The organism is Rhodanobacter sp. K2T2 (assembly GCF_013408815.1).
Lineage (GTDB): Bacteria > Pseudomonadota > Gammaproteobacteria > Xanthomonadales > Rhodanobacteraceae > Rhodanobacter.
Genome location: NZ_JACCCA010000003.1, coordinates 304452 through 320083, shown reverse-complemented (window position 1 = coordinate 320083; position 15632 = coordinate 304452). Strand labels below are relative to the sequence as shown.

The following is a 15632-nucleotide window of genomic DNA, read 5'->3' as shown; positions in this document are numbered from 1 at the left end:
GCGATCGGCACATTCGTCATGCTGGTCCTGCTGGCGGCCGTGCTGGGCAGCGCGCTGGGCGTGGTGTGGACGCGGCACGAGAGTCGCGTGCTGTTCGTCATTCTCACCACGCTGCAGAATCAGCGCGATGAATTGAATATCGAATACGGCAAGCTCGAACTCGAGCAGGCCACCTATGCCGAGCCGCGTCGCATCGACGACGAGGCGCGGCAGAAGCTGGGCATGGTCAATCCGCGTCCGCAAGACATCCGGTTGCTGCACTGATGGCGCCGCGCAAACCGAATCAGCCTACGTCGCGGCAAGGGCGTCGCCATAAAGCCGGCCCGATGGTCGGCAAGCGCATGATCGTGGTGGTCAGCCTGCTCGGACTGGCCTCGATCGGCCTGATGGCGCGCGCGTTCGATCTGCAGGTGATCGGCAAACAATTCTATCAGCGCCAGGGCGATGCGCGCTTTCTGCGCGAGATGCCGATACCCGTTTCTCGCGGCACGATTTTCGATCGCAACGGCGAGCCGCTGGCGGTGTCGACGCCGGTGATGTCGATCTGGGCCAATCCTTCGGAGTTGCTGGATAACGAAGACCGCATTCCGCAGCTGGCGCAGGCGCTGGGCGTGGATGCCGACGATTTGAAGGGGAAGCTGGAGCAGCGCTCCGATCGCGAATTCTTGTACCTGCGCCGGCAGATGTCGCCGGAAGCGGCGCAGGCGGTGCTCGATCTGGGTATTCCGGGCGTCAACGGCCAGCGCGAATTTCGCCGCTTTTATCCGTCCGGCGAAGTGACGTCGCATGTGCTCGGTTTCACCAATATCGACGATCACGGTCAGGAAGGTCTGGAGCTGGCGTACGACGACTGGCTGTCCGGCAAGCCGGGCGAGAAGCGCGTCATCCGCGATCGCATGGGCCACATCGTGGAAGACGTCGAGCAGGTGCACGCGCCGCAGCCCGGTCGCAACCTCACGCTGAGCATCGATCGCCGCGTGCAGTTTCTTGCTTATAGCGAACTGAAGTCGGCGATCGAAAAATCGAACGCCGATTCTGGCTCGATGGTGATCCTCGATATCAAGACCGGCGAAGTGCTGGCGATGGTCAACCTGCCCACCTACAACCCGAATGCGCTGACCAACACGCCGCCCGGCAATCGACGCAATCGCTCGATGACCGACGTGTTCGAGCCGGGCTCGACGATCAAGCCGATCCTGATGGCGGCCGCATTGTCCAGCGGCAAGGTCACACCGACCCGACCGCTGATCGATACCACCGGCGGACACTGGTTTTTCCTCGGTCACGATATCCACGATACGCACAACTGGGGCGTGCTGACGCCGACCGGCGTGATCACCAAGTCCAGCAATGTGGGCGCGGCGCATATCGCGGCCGATCTCGACACCGGCCTGATGTACGACACCTATCGCGCGTTCGGTTTCGGTTCCAGCACCAATAGCGGTTTTCCTGGCGAAGCTTCCGGCCATCTCAAGCCCGGCGGCAGCTGGGGTCTGCGCGAAAAGGCGATTCTCGGCTACGGCTACGGCCTCAACGTGACCGTGCTGCAGCTGGCCAACGCCTACGCCACGATCGCCGACGGCGGCGTCATGCATCCGCCGACCTTTATCAAGGGCGGCGAGAACGAGGCCAAGACGATCATCGAGCCGCAGATCGCCAAAGAACTGATCGACATGCTGGAAACCACCACGCGGCCCGGCGGCACGGCAGCACCGTACGCGTGGATCGCCAACTACACCGTTGCCGGCAAGACCGGCACGGCGCACAAAGCGACTGCTGGTGGCTACTCGAAAGACAACTACGGCGCCGCGTTCGCCGGCCTGGTGCCGGCCACCAATCCGCGTCTTGTGGCGGCCGTCGTGGTCGACAACCCGAAGAAGGGCAGCTACTACGGCGGTCTGGTTTCCGGCCCGGTATTTGCCAAGGTCATGGATGGCGCGCTGCGCCTGCTCGATATTCCGCCGGACAACATCGGCCGCTGGTACGTCGGTGGTCCGATGCAGGAGCAGAACGGCCTGATCGGCAATAAGGCGCCGGATGCGCCGAATATCGAAGAAGCCCCGGTCGACAGCGGGGACACGCCATGAGCACCGGCCAACTCGACCAGTTGCTGATGGGTATTGCCGACGCGCAGGTGGCGCAGGCGCGAGGCGCGGCGCGCATCGTCGTTTCCGGGCTGGCGTTGGACTCGCGACGCGTGCGCCGTGGGGACGCTTTTTTTGCGCTGCGTGGAACTCAGGGCCACGGCATCGAATTTGCCGCCGGCGCGGTGCAGCGCGGTGCGCAGGTGGTGCTGGCCGAGGCGCCGGCAGTCCACGGCGTGGCGCCGCTGGATGTGCCCCTGCTGTGGATCGACGGCCTGCGCGATCAGGTCGGCGAAATCGCCGCGCGCTTTTACGATCGCCCCACTGAAGCGATGCGCGTGATCGGCATCACCGGTACCAACGGCAAGACCTCCTGCGTGCAGTTGCTGGCACAGGCGCTGACGTTTCTAGGTCATCGCACGGCAACCATCGGCACGCTGGGCGCCGGCATGCACGGCAAGCTGCTCGAAGGCGAGCGCACCACGCCCGACGCCATCACCTTGCAGCAGCAGTTGGCCGAGTTTCGCGATGCCGGCGCCAGCCATGTGGCGATGGAAGTTTCCTCGCACGCGCTGGAGCAGGGCCGCGTAGCGGCCGTCGATTTCGAAGTGGCGGGGTTTACCAACCTCACCCGGGATCATCTCGACTACCACGGCAGCATGCAGGCTTATGGCGCCGCCAAGGCCAAGCTGTTTTCGTGGCCCGGCCTGCGTTCGGCCGCGATCAATGTCGACGACGCTTTCGGCGCCGATCTGATGACGACCTTGCCCGCTGGCGTGCAGGCGCTTCGTGTGAGCAGTGCCGACGCCAGCGATGCCGATGTGGTGGCCAGCGCCGTCGTGACATCGGCCGAAGGTCTGGCGTTCCAGCTGCATACGCCGTGGGGCATTCGCTCGGTAAACAGCCGCCTGCTGGGGCGATTCAATGTGGCCAACCTGTTGACGGTGGTGGCTTGTCTGGGCGCGCTGGGCGAGCCGTTCGCGAACATCGTGGCCGCGCTCGAGCATTTGCAGCCGGTCAGTGGCCGCATGAGCCGGCTTGGCGGTTTGCATGGCATGCCGCTGATTGTGGTGGATTACGCCCACACGCCCGACGCACTGGAACAGGCGCTGACCGCGCTGCGCGCGCATTGTGCGGGGCGGCTGATCTGCGTGTTCGGTTGCGGCGGCGAACGCGATGCCGGCAAGCGGCCGCTGATGGGCGAGATCGCCGCGCGCCTGGCCGACGTCGCCATCGTCACCGACGACAATCCGCGCGGTGAGGATGGCGATGCCATCGTGGCGCAGATCGTTGAAGGTATGCATGCCGCACGATCGATGGCCGTCGAGCGCGATCGCGCCAAGGCCATCGCCCAGGCGCTGCAGCTCGCACGTGCGGGCGACGTCGTGCTTTTGGCCGGCAAGGGTCATGAAAGCTATCAGGAGGGCGCCGCCGGCAAGCGGCCGTTCGACGATCTGGCGATCGCGCATGCGGCACTGGAACGGCTTTCGCGGGAGGCGCGCGCATGATGCGCCTGAGCGCTATCGCCATGTGGACCCACGGCAGCCTGCTGGGCGCCGATGCCGACATCGATGGCGTGGCCATCGATACCCGCAAGATCGCGGCCGGCGACCTGTTCGTCGCGATCAAGGGCGAGCATGTGGACGGCCATGATTTTCTCGCCGAGGCCGCAGCGCGCGGTGCGGTCGCCGCGCTGGTGACGCGCGCGATCGACAGTCCGCTGCCGCAGGTATTGGTGAAGGATGCCACCCTGGCGCTGGGCGATCTGGCCAGCGCCGCTCGCGCGCGGCACGACGCTCGCGTAGTGGGTATCACTGGCTCCAACGGCAAGACCACGGTGAAGACGCTGACTGCGTCGATCCTGTCGCGCCACGGCCGCACGCATGTGAGTTCGGGCAACTACAACAACGAGCTGGGCCTGCCGCTGACGCTGCTGTCGATGCCGCAGGACACGCAATACGCCGTGCTGGAAATGGGCGCAGGCAAGCCGGGCGATATCGATTATCTGGCGGCCATCGCGCGGCCCGATGTCGGCCTCGTTACCCTCATTGCGCCGGCGCATCTTGAGCGCATGGGCAGCGTGGAAGGCGTGGCGGAAACCAAGGGTGCCTTGTATCAGGCGCTGCCGGCCGACGGCGTGGCAATCATCAACGCCGACGACGCGTTTGCCAGCTTTTTCGCCGGGCTGGCCGGTTCGCGTCGGGTGCTGCGCTTCGGGCTGGATCATGCCTCGGACGTCGGTGCCGACATTATCGAGCAGGCGCTCACCGGCTCGCATTTCGTGCTCAGCACGCCGCAGGGCGATGCCGAGGTCCGGTTGCCGCTGCCCGGTCGCCACAACATCGCCAACGCGCTGGCCGCGGCATCGATTGCGCTGGCGCTGGATATTCCGCTGGAGACCATCGTCGCAGGCCTCGAACAGGCCAGCGGCGTTGCGGGTCGGCTGCGGCGGATCACGACACGCGGCGGCTGGACGCTGATCGACGACAGCTACAACGCCAATCCCAGTTCGATGGCCGCGGGCATCGATACCCTGCTGCTGGCCACCGGCGAGCGCTGGCTTGTGCTCGGCGACATGGCCGAACTCGGCACCGACACGCGCGCCCTGCATGCAGGCATTGGTCAGCGTGCGCGCGAGCGTGGTGTGGAACGGCTTTTTGCCGTGGGCCCGCTGAACCAGGCAACGGTCGAGGCGTTCGGTGCCGGCGCTACCCATTTTGCCGACAAGGCCTCATTGATCGCCGGGCTGAAAGAGAAACTGCACGCCGGTGTTACCTGCTTGATCAAGGGCTCGCGCTCGGCTGGCATGGAGCAGGTGGTGGCGGCATTGGCTGACCACGCCGACGTGGGCGCGGGCAAGGCATCCACTGAAGACACGCACAAGGGGAGGGCATCCGATGTTGCTTGAACTATCGGACTGGATGACCCGGCACTTCACCGCCCCGCACCTTTTTCAGTACATCACTTTCCGCACGATTATGGCGGCGCTCACCGCGCTGGCCACATCGCTGCTGTTCGGTCCGGCGCTGATCCGCAAGCTGGCGGCGCTGAAGGCCGGCCAGGTCGTTCGCACTGACGGTCCGCAGACGCATCTGATCAAGGCCGGCACGCCGACGATGGGCGGCGTGATGGTGCTGCTCTCGGTGGCCGTGGCGACGCTGCTTTGGGCCGATCTGCACAACCGCTACGTGTGGACGGTGTTGGCCGTGATGCTGGCGTACGGCGCCATCGGTTTCTACGACGATTACCGCAAGCTGGTGTTGAAGGACAGCCGCGGACTGGCCAGCCGCTGGAAGTATTTCTGGCAGTCGGTGTTCGGCGTCGGCGCGGCGCTGTTTCTCTATTACAGCGCGCCGCATGCGGTCGGCAATCTGCCGGTCGCGGAAACCGCGCTGTACGTGCCGGTGTTCAAGCACGTGGTCATTCCGATGGGTGTGTTTTTCATCGTGCTGACGTATTTCATGATCGTCGGGTTCTCCAACGCGGTGAATCTCACCGATGGCCTCGACGGCTTGGCGATCATGCCGACCGTACTGGTGTCCGGTGCGCTGGGCGTATTCGCGTATCTGGCCGGCAACAAGGTGTTTTCCGAGTATCTGGGCATTCCGTCGATTCCCGGTGCGGGCGAGCTGGCGATTTTCTGCGGCGCGCTGGCCGGTGCGGGCCTGGGTTTTCTCTGGTTCAACACGTATCCGGCGCAGGTTTTCATGGGCGATGTGGGCGCGCTGGCGATGGGTGCGGCGCTCGGCTGCGTGGCCGTGATCGTGCGGCAGGAAATCGTGCTGATCATCATGGGCGGCGTGTTCGTGATGGAAACCGTTTCGGTGATGCTGCAGGTCGCCAGCTTCAAGATGACCGGCAAGCGGATATTCCGCATGGCGCCGATCCATCACCACTTCGAATTGAAGGGCTGGCCCGAGCCCCGCGTCATCGTGCGTTTCTGGATCATCAGCGTGGTGCTGGTGCTTGTCGGTCTTGCCACGTTGAAGGTGCGCTGATGTTCGACTTCGACAACACCCAGGCCAAACGCCGCGAAGGTCCGCGCGGTCGCTTCGATATGCTGCTGCTGATCGGCCTTATCGGACTGGCTAGCGTCGGCGTGGTGATGGTGACATCGAGTTCGATCGCCGTGGCGGACAGCCAGCATCTGGGCGCGTTCTATTTTCTCAAGAAGCATCTGCTCTTTCTGACCGTGGGCATGATTGCCGCCGGCATGGCGATGCGCACCGAGCTGAAGCTGTTCGAGAAGTATGCGTTTCCACTGCTGGCCATTGCCTTCATCCTGCTGCTTGCCGTGTTCGTGCCGCATCTGGGCATGCGCATCAACGGCGCACGGCGCTGGCTGAATCTGCTGGTGACCAGCTTCCAGCCGGTCGAGGCGGTGAAACTCATTCTGGTCATCTATATCGCCAGCTATCTGGTACGTCATCGCGAGAGCGTCGAGACGCGCTTTATGGGCCTGATAAAGCCGATCGCCGTGGCAGGCATCATCGTGCTGATGCTGCTGGCGCAGCCGGATTTCGGTTCGGCCACGCTGGTGATTGCGGTGAGTATCGCCATGGTCTGGCTCGGCGGCGCGCGACCGATCTTTCTCTTTCTGATGGGCTTGCCGCTGATGCCGCTGCTGTATGTCGCGGCGACCGGCGAAAGCTACCGCATGAAGCGGCTGACCACGTTCATGCATCCCTGGGATCACCCGTTTGACGACGGCTTCCAGCTGACTCAGTCGTTGATGGCAATCGGCCGCGGCGAGTGGACTGGCGTCGGCCTGGGTTCGAGCGTGCTCAAGCTTTCCTATTTGCCCGAGGCACACACCGACTTCATCTTCGCCGTGATCGGCGAGGAGCTGGGCATGGCCGGCGTGGTGCTGGTGATGGGCCTGTTCGCGATCGTAGTAGGGCGCGGCCTTTACCTGGGTTTGAAAGGCGTGGAGATCGGCCAGCGTTTTGCCGGCTACGTGGCCTTTGGCATTTCGCTGATGATCGCGATGCAGGCGATCGTGTCGGTGGGCGTGAATCTCGGCGCGCTGCCGACCAAGGGTCTGACCCTGCCGCTAATCAGCTACGGCGGTTCGTCGATGGCGCTGACCTGCGCGATGGCCGGTGTGCTGCTGCGCGCGACGTTCGAAATCAACCGCGCACTCGACGCGCGTGAAGTGCGCAATCGCATGTCGCTGGCCGTATCGGCGCCAGATGCCAACACGGCCGTTCGACCGGCCGAGGCGATGGCTGCATGAGCGCCAACTCGCCCGTGTTGATCATGGCCGGCGGCACCGGCGGACACATTTTTCCAGGACTGGCCGTGGCCGAATGCCTGCGCGCGCAGGGCGTACCTGTGGTCTGGCTGGGTGCCGTGGGCGGCATGGAAACCAAGGTGGTGCCGGCCAATCAGATCGAGCTGCATACCGTGGCCGTGGGCGGTCTGCGCGGTAAGGGCTGGCGTACGCGGCTGCTCGCACCGCTGATGCTGCTGCGGGCGCTGTTCGCTTCGCTCGTCACCTTGCAGAAAATCAAGCCGCGCAGCGTGCTGTCGATGGGCGGCTATGTCGCCGGTCCCGGCGGACTGGCTGCGTGGCTGCTGCGCCGGCCGCTGCTGGTGCACGAACAGAATCGGGTGGCCGGCTTCACCAATCGCAAGCTGGCGGGTCTGGCCAAGCGCGTGCTGACAGGTTTCGCCGATGCGCTACCGAACGCCGAGTGGGTCGGCAATCCGGTGCGTGCTGCCATCGCGTCGTTGCCCGAACCCGCGCAGCGTATCGGCCCGCGCGCGGGCAAGCCGCGGCTGCTGGTACTTGGCGGCAGCCTGGGCGCGCGCGGGCTGAATCTCGCCGTGCCGCAGGCGCTGGCACAGCTCACCCTGGCCGAGCGACCGGAGGTACTGCATCAGTGCGGCAGCCGCGGCCTCGACGAGGCGCGTGCTGCTTATAAGAAGGCTGGAGTCGATGCACAGGTCGTTCCTTTTATCGACGATATGGCCGGCAGCTACGGCTGGGCCGATCTGGCCGTGTGCCGTGCCGGTGCGCTGACGCTGGCCGAGTTGACCGCGGCCGGTCTGGGCGCTTTGTTGGTGCCGTATCCGCACGCGGTGGACGACCATCAGACGCACAACGCCGAGGCGTTGGTCGCCATCGGCGCGGCGGAGCTGATTCAGGAGCGCGATCTCGACGCACAGCAGCTGGCACAGCGGCTTTCGGCGATGCTGCACGATCGCGATCGCATGACGGCGATGGCAGTGGCGGCTCACACGCTGGCCAAACCCGACGCCGCGCAGGTCATCGCGCGCGCCTGCATGGAGGTCGCCGCATGACGCTGCGTCGCCTGCACGCACACGAGGATCTGATGAGCACGTTTCGCCGCGTGCACTTCATCGGCATCGGCGGTGTCGGCATGAGCGGCATCGCCGAGGTGCTGCACAATCTCGGCTACGCGGTATCCGGTTCCGATCGCGCCAACTCGCCGACCGCGCAGCGGCTGCAGCAGCTTGGTATCAGCGTGCATGTCGGCCACGCGGCTGAACATATCGGCGACGCCGACGTGGTGGTCACGTCGAGCGCGATCAGCAAAGAAAACCCCGAGCTGGTCGCGGCTCGCGCAGCGCGCGTTCCGGTGATTCCGCGCGCGGAAATGCTGGGCGAGCTGATGCGCTTTCGTCGCGGCATCGCCATCGCGGGCACGCACGGCAAGACCACCACGACCAGCCTCACCGCCAGCGTGCTGGCCGAGGCGGGCTACGATCCGACGTTCGTGATCGGCGGACAGCTCAACGCGGCGGGCGCCAACGCGCGCCTGGGCACCGGCCAGTATCTGGTAGCCGAGGCGGACGAGTCCGACGGCTCGTTTCTGCTGCTGTCGCCGGTGATCGCGGCGGTGACCAACGTTGACGCCGACCATCTGGAAAATTACGGCGGCGATTTCGCGCAGGTGAAAAAGGCCTTCGCCGATTTTCTGCACCGGTTGCCGTTCTACGGGCTGGCCGTGTTGTGCGTGGATGACGAGGAAGTGGCCGAGCTGGCCAAAACCACGACGCGCCGCGTGATGACCTACGGCATCGATACGCCGGACGCCGACGTGCGGGCGGTCAACATCAGCCAGCACGGATTCGAGATGCATTTCGACGTCGTGCTGCCGGGGCGCGATGCTGCCGTGCCGATGAAGCTCAATCTGCCGGGTCGTCACAATGTGCTGAACGCGCTGGCCGCGGTGACCATTGGCTGGCAGCTCGGTGTCGAAGCCGACGCGATGGCGCACGCGCTGCAGCACTTTCAGGGCGTCGGCCGACGCTTCCATCCGCGCGGCGAGATCGCGCTGGATAAGGGCAGCGTGCTGCTGGTCGACGACTACGGTCATCACCCGCGCGAGCTGGCCGCGGTGTTCGAGGCGGCCCGCGGCGGCTGGCCGAAGCGTCGTCTGGTGGTGGGCTTTCAGCCGCACCGCTACAGCCGCACGCGCGATCTGCTGGACGACTTCGCCAACGTGCTGGCCGAAGCCGACGTGCTGGTGCTCACCGACGTCTATCCGGCCGGCGAAGCGCCGATCGCCGGCGCCGACGGTCGCGCGCTGGCGCGCGCCGTGCGCGCTCGCGGCAAGGTCGATCCGGTGCTGATCGACCATCCGCGCGAATTCAAAGACACGCTGCCCACCCTGCTGCGCGACGGCGATCTGCTGCTGCTGCTGGGCGCGGGCGATATCGGTGCCGCAGCGCTGGAGCTTTCGCAGCTCGGCGAACTGAGGACGCATAAATCATGAGTCAGCCAGCAAGCATGCCTAACAAAATCAAAGATCCCGCTCAGTTCGGCCGCGTCGCCGTGGTGATGGGCGGCAGCTCGGCCGAACGCGACGTGTCGCTGGACTCCGGCCGCGGCGTGCTCGCTGCGCTGAAGGCGCGCGGCGTGGATGCGCACGCGATCGACGGCATTCCGGCGCTGCTGGACGCCGTGCGCGCCGGCCACTTTGCCCGCGTGTTCAATATTCTGCATGGCGCGGGCGGCGAGAACGGTGAGCTGCAGGGCGCGCTGCAGTCGCTCGGTGTGCCGTTCACCGGCTCGGGCGTGCTGGGTTCGGCGCTGTCGTTGGACAAGATCCGCGCGAAGCAGGTGTGGCAGGCGATCGGTTTGCCCACGCCGATCTTCAAGGCGCTGCCGCGCGGCGCCGACATGCACGCCGCGGCGCGCGAAATCGGTTTTCCGCTGGTGGTAAAGCCGGCCTGGGAAGGTTCCAGCGTGGGCGTGACGCGCGTGTTCGACGAGCAGGATCTGGATGCGGCCGTGGCACTGGCCGCCAAATATCCGGGCGACCTGATGATGGAAACCCTGATCGAGGGCGGCGGCGAATTCACCGTCGGCATTCTCGATCGGCAGGTGCTGGCCAGCATCCGCATCGTGCCCAAAGGCGAGTACTACGACTACAACGCCAAATACATCGCCGACGACACGCAGTACATCTGCCCCGGGCTGGAGGGCGACGCCGAGCAGCAGCTGCGCGCGCTGTCGCTGCGCGCCTTCGATGCGCTGGCCTGCAGCGGCTGGGGTCGCGTCGACGTGATGCGCGATGCCGCCGGCCGCAACTGGCTGCTGGAAGTGAACACCGCGCCGGGCATGACGTCGCACTCGCTGGTGCCGAAGGCCGCCGCCGAAGCCGGGATCGATTACCAGGAGCTGTGCTGGCGCGTGCTCGAGACGAGCTTCCGGGGGAATGCATGAGGGGTACCGTCCGCCTTGTCGCCTGGTGCCTGGCCGTCGCGCTGGTCGCGCTGCCGATCGTCGGCGTGCTGCGCGGCTGGTTTGCGGTCAATCGCTGGCCGGTGACGCAGCTCACCGTGCAGGCCGAGTTCAAGCACGTCACGCCGGATCAGCTGCGTGCAGTCGTACTGCCACATCTGGGCAAGGGCTTTTTTGCGCTGGATCTGGATGCGGTGCAAAAGGCGGTCGCGGCGCTGCCGTGGGTGGAGTCGGTGCAGGCGCGCAAGCGCTGGCCCGACACCCTGTTGCTGCGCATCTACGAGCGTCAGCCGTTCGCCCGCTGGAACGACAAGCAGCTGATCAGCCGTCAGGGTCTGGTCTTCGACGCGCCGGACAGCGACGACACCGGCGCCCTGCCGAAACTCAGTGGTCCCGACGCCCGACTGGCCGAGGTGGTGAGCTTCTACGCCGAAACGCACAAGGCGTTTGCCGGTACGCATCTGGATATCACCGGCGTGGCGCTGACCGAGCGCGGCAGCTGGAGCGTCACCACCGCAACGGGTGCCCAGATCGTCATCGGCGATCGCGATCAGGCCGGTCGCCGGCTGCGCCGCTTCCTCGACGTCTATCCGCAGATGACGGCCGGTCATACCGACGCCTTCGCCTACGCCGACCTTCGCTACACCAATGGATTTGCCGTGCGCTGGCCGCAACCGCCGATCGCCACCCACGCTGCTGGAGGCCCGACCCGCATATGAGCATCTCCCTATGAAGCCGCGTAATGACAAACAGCTGGTCGTCGGCCTCGATATCGGCACCTCGAAAGTGGTGGCCATCGTGGGCGAGTACGAGCCTGGCGAGCCGATCACCGTCATCGGCATCGGCACCCACGTGTCGCGCGGCATGAAGCGCGGTTCGGTGGTGGACATCGAATCGACCGTGCACTCGATCCAGCGCGCGGTGGAAGAGGCCGAGCTGATGGCCGGCTGCGACATTCGCTCGGTGGTGGCCTCCATTTCCGGCAGCCATCTGGAAACGCGCAACTCGCACGGCAACGCCGCGATCCGCGACCGCGAAGTGACGGCGGGCGATCTGGAGCAGGTGCTGGAAGCGGCCAGCGCGGTGGCGATCCCCGCCGATCGCAAGGTCCTTTATAAGGAGTCGCAGGAATATCGCATCGATGGCCAGGACGGCATCCGTTCACCGGTCGGCATGAGCGGCGTGCGGCTGGAGGCCAACGTGCATCTGGTCACCGGCGCGGCTGCGGCGGTGCAGAACATCACCAAGTGCATTCAGCGTTGCGGCCTCTCGGTCGACGAGCTGGTGCCCTCGGCGCTGGCCAGCGCCAAGGCCGTGCTGACCGACGACGAGCGCGAGCTGGGCGTCTGCCTGGTCGATATCGGTGCCGGTACGACGGACATCGCCATCTACACGCAGGGCTCGATCCGCTTCACCGCCTCGCTGCCGATCGGCGGCGATCAGGTGACCAGCGACATCGCCTACGGCGTGCATACGCCGACCGCGCACGCCGAGGAAATCAAGATCAAGTACGCCTGCGCGCAGACGGGCTTGGCGCACGCGGAAGAGACGATCCAGGTGCCCAGTGTCGGCGATCGTCCGCCGCGTCGTCTGGCGCGGCAATCGCTCGCGCAGAGCGTGCAGGCGCGTTACGAGGAAATCTTCGAGATGGTGCAGGACCAGTTACGCCGCTCCGGCTATGAAAGCCTGGTGGCGGCTGGCGTGGTACTGACCGGCGGCGCGTCCAAGATGGAGGGCGCGCTGGAGCTGGCGGAGGAGATCTTCCACAAGATGGTGCGCATCGGCGTGCCGCAGCAGATCACCGGTTTGGGTGAGGTCGTGGCCAGTCCTCTGCACGCCACCGGCGTGGGTCTGCTGCTGCACGGCGCACGCGCGGGAGGCATGCGCGTCAGCGGTCCGGCTGGCGGCAGCGTCGGCGGCCTGGTGGACAGGCTGCGCAGCTGGATCACCAAGAATTTCTGAGTTGAAAACACGCTTTATCGGGTGACGCATGGAGTTGTCACCCGGGGCAGAAGGAACCAGCCCACCACCATGGACCGACACGGAGTCGCGTTCCCTGGTTACAACGACAACAACTCTTTAGGAGGACGGGAAATGTTTGAACTCATCGATAAGCTCGCACCAAATGCAGTCATCAAAGTCATCGGCGTAGGCGGTGGCGGCGGCAATGCCGTGGCCCACATGCTCAATGCCAACATCGAAGGCGTCGAATTCATCGTCGCCAACACCGACGCGCAGGCCATGACCAGCTGCGGCTCGCGTACCCACCTGCAGCTCGGTGGCAACGTGACCAAGGGTCTGGGTGCCGGCGCCAATCCGGAAGTCGGTCGTCAGGCCGCGCTGGAAGATCGTGAACGCATCGAAGCGATGCTCGAAGGTGCCGACATGGTGTTCATCACCGCCGGCATGGGCGGCGGCACCGGTACGGGCGCGGCGCCGGTGGTGGCCCAGCTGGCCAAGGAAAAGGGCATTCTCACTGTGGCGGTGGTCACCAAGCCGTTTCCGTTCGAAGGCCGTCGGCGCATGCAGGTCGCGTTGAAGGGCATCGAAGACCTCTCGCAGCATGTGGATTCGCTGATCACCGTGCCGAACGAGAAGCTGCTCAGCGTGCTGGGTCGCGACGTGACGCTGCTGAACGCGTTCAAGGCCGCCAACGACGTGCTGCAGGGCGCCGTGCAGGGCATTGCCGATCTGATCACGGCGCCGGGCCTGATCAACGTCGACTTCGCCGACGTCCGCACCGTGATGTCCGAAATGGGCCTGGCGATGATGGGCTCGGGCACCGCCCGCGGTGATGACCGCGCTCAGGCAGCCGCCGAAGCGGCGATCAAGAACCCGCTGCTGGAGGACGTCAACCTCAACGGCGCCTGCGGCATCCTGGTCAACGTGACGGCCGGCACCAACCTGACCATGCGCGAGTTCGACGAGATCGGCCGCATCATCCACGACTTCGCCAGCGAAGACGCCACGGTGGTGATCGGTACCTCGCTCGATCCGGACATGAAGGACGACGTCCGTGTCACTGTCGTCGCTACCGGCCTGAACCGCGCCGCCGCCTCGCGTCAGCCGATGCGCATGGTGGAAACCCAGCAGGTGCAGATGCGCCCGCGCCCGGTGGTGCTGCGTACCGGCACGGGCAACGAAGTGGTCGACTACGCTCAGCCGGAGACCAACACGGTCAGCCATAGCGCCCGCGACGATACCAACAGCGCGCCGGCGAAGAGTGCTGAGCCTGGTTTCGACTACCTCGATATCCCGGCATTTCTGCGCCGCCAGGCCGACTGAAGTGAAAAGATTCGCTAAGGAGGCGTGAAATATTGAACAAACGTCCGTTTAGCCTGTCCATCTGAGATCGCATTCTTTGCGCGTGCCCGCACGCGCCAGGAATGACGGTTCGGCAGCGTTCTCTTGCCGAGTATGCCGACCAGGCGTTCGGACCGGTGGTTTGTTCGTGTGGGGAGCAACGACTATGCGTCCACAGTGGCGCATGGCTGGCAAGTCAGGCGCTGTCTGATTCGCCGGTTCAATGCCCATGCCGGATTCCCGTCCCAGGCACGGGTGTTGTGTCGAGCAGCAGGATTTGTCGGGAGCAGGAGGTTGCCTGAATGTCGCGTTCAGTGATGAAGGAAACATGAAGGCTTAATCAGACTGTACGGTATGGTTTGCTATTGCCGCAGGTTAAAACTGTGTTAGCATCCGCTCCTAATTGGCTGTGCCTACACGGGTACCAACAAAAATGATCAAGCAGCGTACGCTTAAAAATATTATCCGCGCCACGGGCGTTGGCCTGCACACAGGCGACAAGGTCTACATGACCCTGCGGCCCGCAGCGCCAAATACCGGTATCGTTTTTCGCCGCACGGATCTTGAGCCGCCGGTCGACATTCGCGCCCGTCAGGACAACGTCGGCGACACGAGCTGGTCGACCACGCTGGTCAACGGCGAGGCCAAGGTTTCCACGGTTGAGCATCTTCTTTCCGCCATGGCGGGATTAGGCATCGACAATGCTTACGTGGACCTTTCAGCACCTGAAGTTCCGATCATGGATGGCAGTGCAGGCCCCTTCGTGTTTCTACTGCAGTCAGCTGGCATTGAGGAACAGAACGTCGCCAAGCGCTTCATCCGCATCAAAAAGCCGGTGAAAGTGCAGGAAGGTGATAAGTGGGCGAGCATCTCGCCGTTCGAAGGTTTCAAGGTCGGTTTTTCGATCGACTTCAATCACCCCATCATCAGCAAGCGCACTTCGCGCGCCGAAATCGACTTCTCCACCACTTCCTTTGTCAAGGAAGTCAGCCGCGCCCGCACGTTCGGCTTCATGCGCGACATCGAAATGATGCGTGAGAAGAACCTCGCGCTCGGTGGTTCGATGGACAACGCCGTGGTGCTCGACGATTACCGCGTGCTCAACGAAGACGGTCTGCGTTACGAAGACGAATTCGTGAAGCACAAGATTCTCGACGCGATCGGCGACCTGTACCTGCTCGGCCACAGCCTGATCGGCGCCTACAGCGCGCACAAGTCGGGTCATGAGCTCAACAACAAGCTGCTGCGCACGCTGATGGCCGACGTGACCGCGTGGGAAGAGGTCAGCTACCAGGACGACCCTGCCACCTCGCCGATTTCTTACGCGCATCCCGCTCAGGCGATTTGATCGACGGCTAGAACGGCCGCTCAACAACCGTTTCGAACAAAGGCCACGTCTTGGGACGTGGCCTTTTTGTTTTTGCGACGTCTGCCCGGTTTGCTGTTTTCCTTCACCTCTTTTAGACATTTGTTGCCAACAGGTGAGGAGCGCGTGCTATAAATCGAAGCTTGCCATGCGGCGAACCACC

13 protein-coding genes are annotated in these 15632 nt (G+C 64.7%); all 13 read left to right on the top strand.

Annotated elements, in window-relative coordinates; all coding sequences use genetic code 11:
* The first annotated feature begins 3 nt into the window (after positions 1–3).
* The 13 genes from ftsL to lpxC all read left to right on the top strand — a co-directional run bounded on the left by ftsL (position 4) and on the right by lpxC (position 15451).
* Positions 4–264 carry a cell division protein FtsL gene (gene ftsL / locus HDE78_RS07015; RefSeq protein ID WP_179477923.1) on the top strand — a complete coding sequence of 87 codons (261 nt, stop codon included), beginning with the start codon at positions 4–6 and terminating at the stop codon, positions 262–264.
* The gene (locus HDE78_RS07010; RefSeq protein ID WP_179477816.1) at positions 264–2087 is read left to right on the top strand and encodes a penicillin-binding protein 2; all 1824 of its coding nucleotides are present in this window, start codon (positions 264–266) and stop codon (positions 2085–2087) included. The genes ftsL and HDE78_RS07010 overlap by 1 nt, the downstream gene beginning before the upstream one ends.
* Positions 2084–3592 carry a UDP-N-acetylmuramoyl-L-alanyl-D-glutamate--2,6-diaminopimelate ligase gene (locus HDE78_RS07005; protein WP_179477815.1) on the top strand — a complete coding sequence of 503 codons (1509 nt, stop codon included), beginning with the start codon at positions 2084–2086 and terminating at the stop codon, positions 3590–3592. Before HDE78_RS07010 ends, HDE78_RS07005 begins: the two co-directional genes overlap by 4 nt.
* Positions 3589–4992, top strand: coding sequence for a UDP-N-acetylmuramoyl-tripeptide--D-alanyl-D-alanine ligase (gene murF, locus HDE78_RS07000; RefSeq protein WP_179477814.1), 1404 nt, complete (start codon positions 3589–3591; stop codon positions 4990–4992). The genes HDE78_RS07005 and murF overlap by 4 nt, the downstream gene beginning before the upstream one ends.
* Positions 4982–6082 carry a phospho-N-acetylmuramoyl-pentapeptide-transferase gene (gene mraY / locus HDE78_RS06995; RefSeq protein ID WP_179477813.1) on the top strand — a complete coding sequence of 367 codons (1101 nt, stop codon included), beginning with the start codon at positions 4982–4984 and terminating at the stop codon, positions 6080–6082. The genes murF and mraY overlap by 11 nt, the downstream gene beginning before the upstream one ends.
* Entirely contained in the window at positions 6082–7320 is a 1239-nt protein-coding gene (gene ftsW, locus HDE78_RS06990; RefSeq protein ID WP_179477812.1) for a putative lipid II flippase FtsW, read from the top strand. The genes mraY and ftsW overlap by 1 nt, the downstream gene beginning before the upstream one ends.
* Positions 7317–8390: an undecaprenyldiphospho-muramoylpentapeptide beta-N-acetylglucosaminyltransferase gene (gene murG / locus HDE78_RS06985; RefSeq protein ID WP_179477811.1), complete on the top strand. Its 1074-nt coding sequence runs from the start codon at positions 7317–7319 to the stop codon at positions 8388–8390. Before ftsW ends, murG begins: the two co-directional genes overlap by 4 nt.
* Positions 8387–9829 carry a UDP-N-acetylmuramate--L-alanine ligase gene (gene murC, locus HDE78_RS06980; protein WP_179477810.1) on the top strand — a complete coding sequence of 481 codons (1443 nt, stop codon included), beginning with the start codon at positions 8387–8389 and terminating at the stop codon, positions 9827–9829. Before murG ends, murC begins: the two co-directional genes overlap by 4 nt.
* A gap of 14 nt (positions 9830–9843) precedes the next feature.
* On the top strand, positions 9844–10782 hold the full coding sequence (locus tag HDE78_RS06975; RefSeq protein ID WP_179477809.1) for a D-alanine--D-alanine ligase: 939 nt from the start codon (positions 9844–9846) through the stop codon (positions 10780–10782).
* On the top strand, positions 10779–11519 hold the full coding sequence (locus tag HDE78_RS06970) for a cell division protein FtsQ/DivIB (protein WP_179477808.1): 741 nt from the start codon (positions 10779–10781) through the stop codon (positions 11517–11519). The genes HDE78_RS06975 and HDE78_RS06970 overlap by 4 nt, the downstream gene beginning before the upstream one ends.
* Before the next feature lie 10 nt (positions 11520–11529).
* A complete protein-coding gene (ftsA, locus tag HDE78_RS06965) occupies positions 11530–12762 on the top strand; it encodes a cell division protein FtsA (protein WP_179477807.1) in 1233 nt (410 codons plus the stop codon).
* 132 nt (positions 12763–12894) lie between these two features.
* Positions 12895–14085, top strand: coding sequence for a cell division protein FtsZ (gene ftsZ, locus HDE78_RS06960; RefSeq protein ID WP_179477806.1), 1191 nt, complete (start codon positions 12895–12897; stop codon positions 14083–14085).
* 451 nt (positions 14086–14536) lie between these two features.
* Complete coding sequence (gene lpxC / locus HDE78_RS06955) at positions 14537–15451, top strand: UDP-3-O-acyl-N-acetylglucosamine deacetylase (protein WP_179477805.1); 915 nt, start codon at positions 14537–14539, stop codon at positions 15449–15451.
* The last annotated feature ends 181 nt before the right edge of the window (positions 15452–15632 follow it).

Excerpts from the sequence above, each read along its gene's own strand:
- ftsW (WP_179477812.1), top strand. The coding sequence starts at position 6,082 with ATGTTCGACTTCGACAACACCCAGGCCAAACGCCGCGAAGGTCCGCGC.
- ftsZ (WP_179477806.1), top strand. The coding sequence starts at position 12,895 with ATGTTTGAACTCATCGATAAGCTCGCACCAAATGCAGTCATCAAAGTC.
- HDE78_RS07010 (WP_179477816.1), top strand. The coding sequence starts at position 264 with ATGGCGCCGCGCAAACCGAATCAGCCTACGTCGCGGCAAGGGCGTCGC.
- ftsA (WP_179477807.1), top strand. The coding sequence starts at position 11,530 with ATGAAGCCGCGTAATGACAAACAGCTGGTCGTCGGCCTCGATATCGGC.
- lpxC (WP_179477805.1), top strand. The coding sequence starts at position 14,537 with ATGATCAAGCAGCGTACGCTTAAAAATATTATCCGCGCCACGGGCGTT.
- mraY (WP_179477813.1), top strand. The coding sequence starts at position 4,982 with ATGTTGCTTGAACTATCGGACTGGATGACCCGGCACTTCACCGCCCCG.
- HDE78_RS06970 (WP_179477808.1), top strand. The coding sequence starts at position 10,779 with ATGAGGGGTACCGTCCGCCTTGTCGCCTGGTGCCTGGCCGTCGCGCTG.
- HDE78_RS07005 (WP_179477815.1), top strand. The coding sequence starts at position 2,084 with ATGAGCACCGGCCAACTCGACCAGTTGCTGATGGGTATTGCCGACGCG.
- HDE78_RS06975 (WP_179477809.1), top strand. The coding sequence starts at position 9,844 with ATGCCTAACAAAATCAAAGATCCCGCTCAGTTCGGCCGCGTCGCCGTG.
- murC (WP_179477810.1), top strand. The coding sequence starts at position 8,387 with ATGACGCTGCGTCGCCTGCACGCACACGAGGATCTGATGAGCACGTTT.
- murG (WP_179477811.1), top strand. The coding sequence starts at position 7,317 with ATGAGCGCCAACTCGCCCGTGTTGATCATGGCCGGCGGCACCGGCGGA.
- murF (WP_179477814.1), top strand. The coding sequence starts at position 3,589 with ATGATGCGCCTGAGCGCTATCGCCATGTGGACCCACGGCAGCCTGCTG.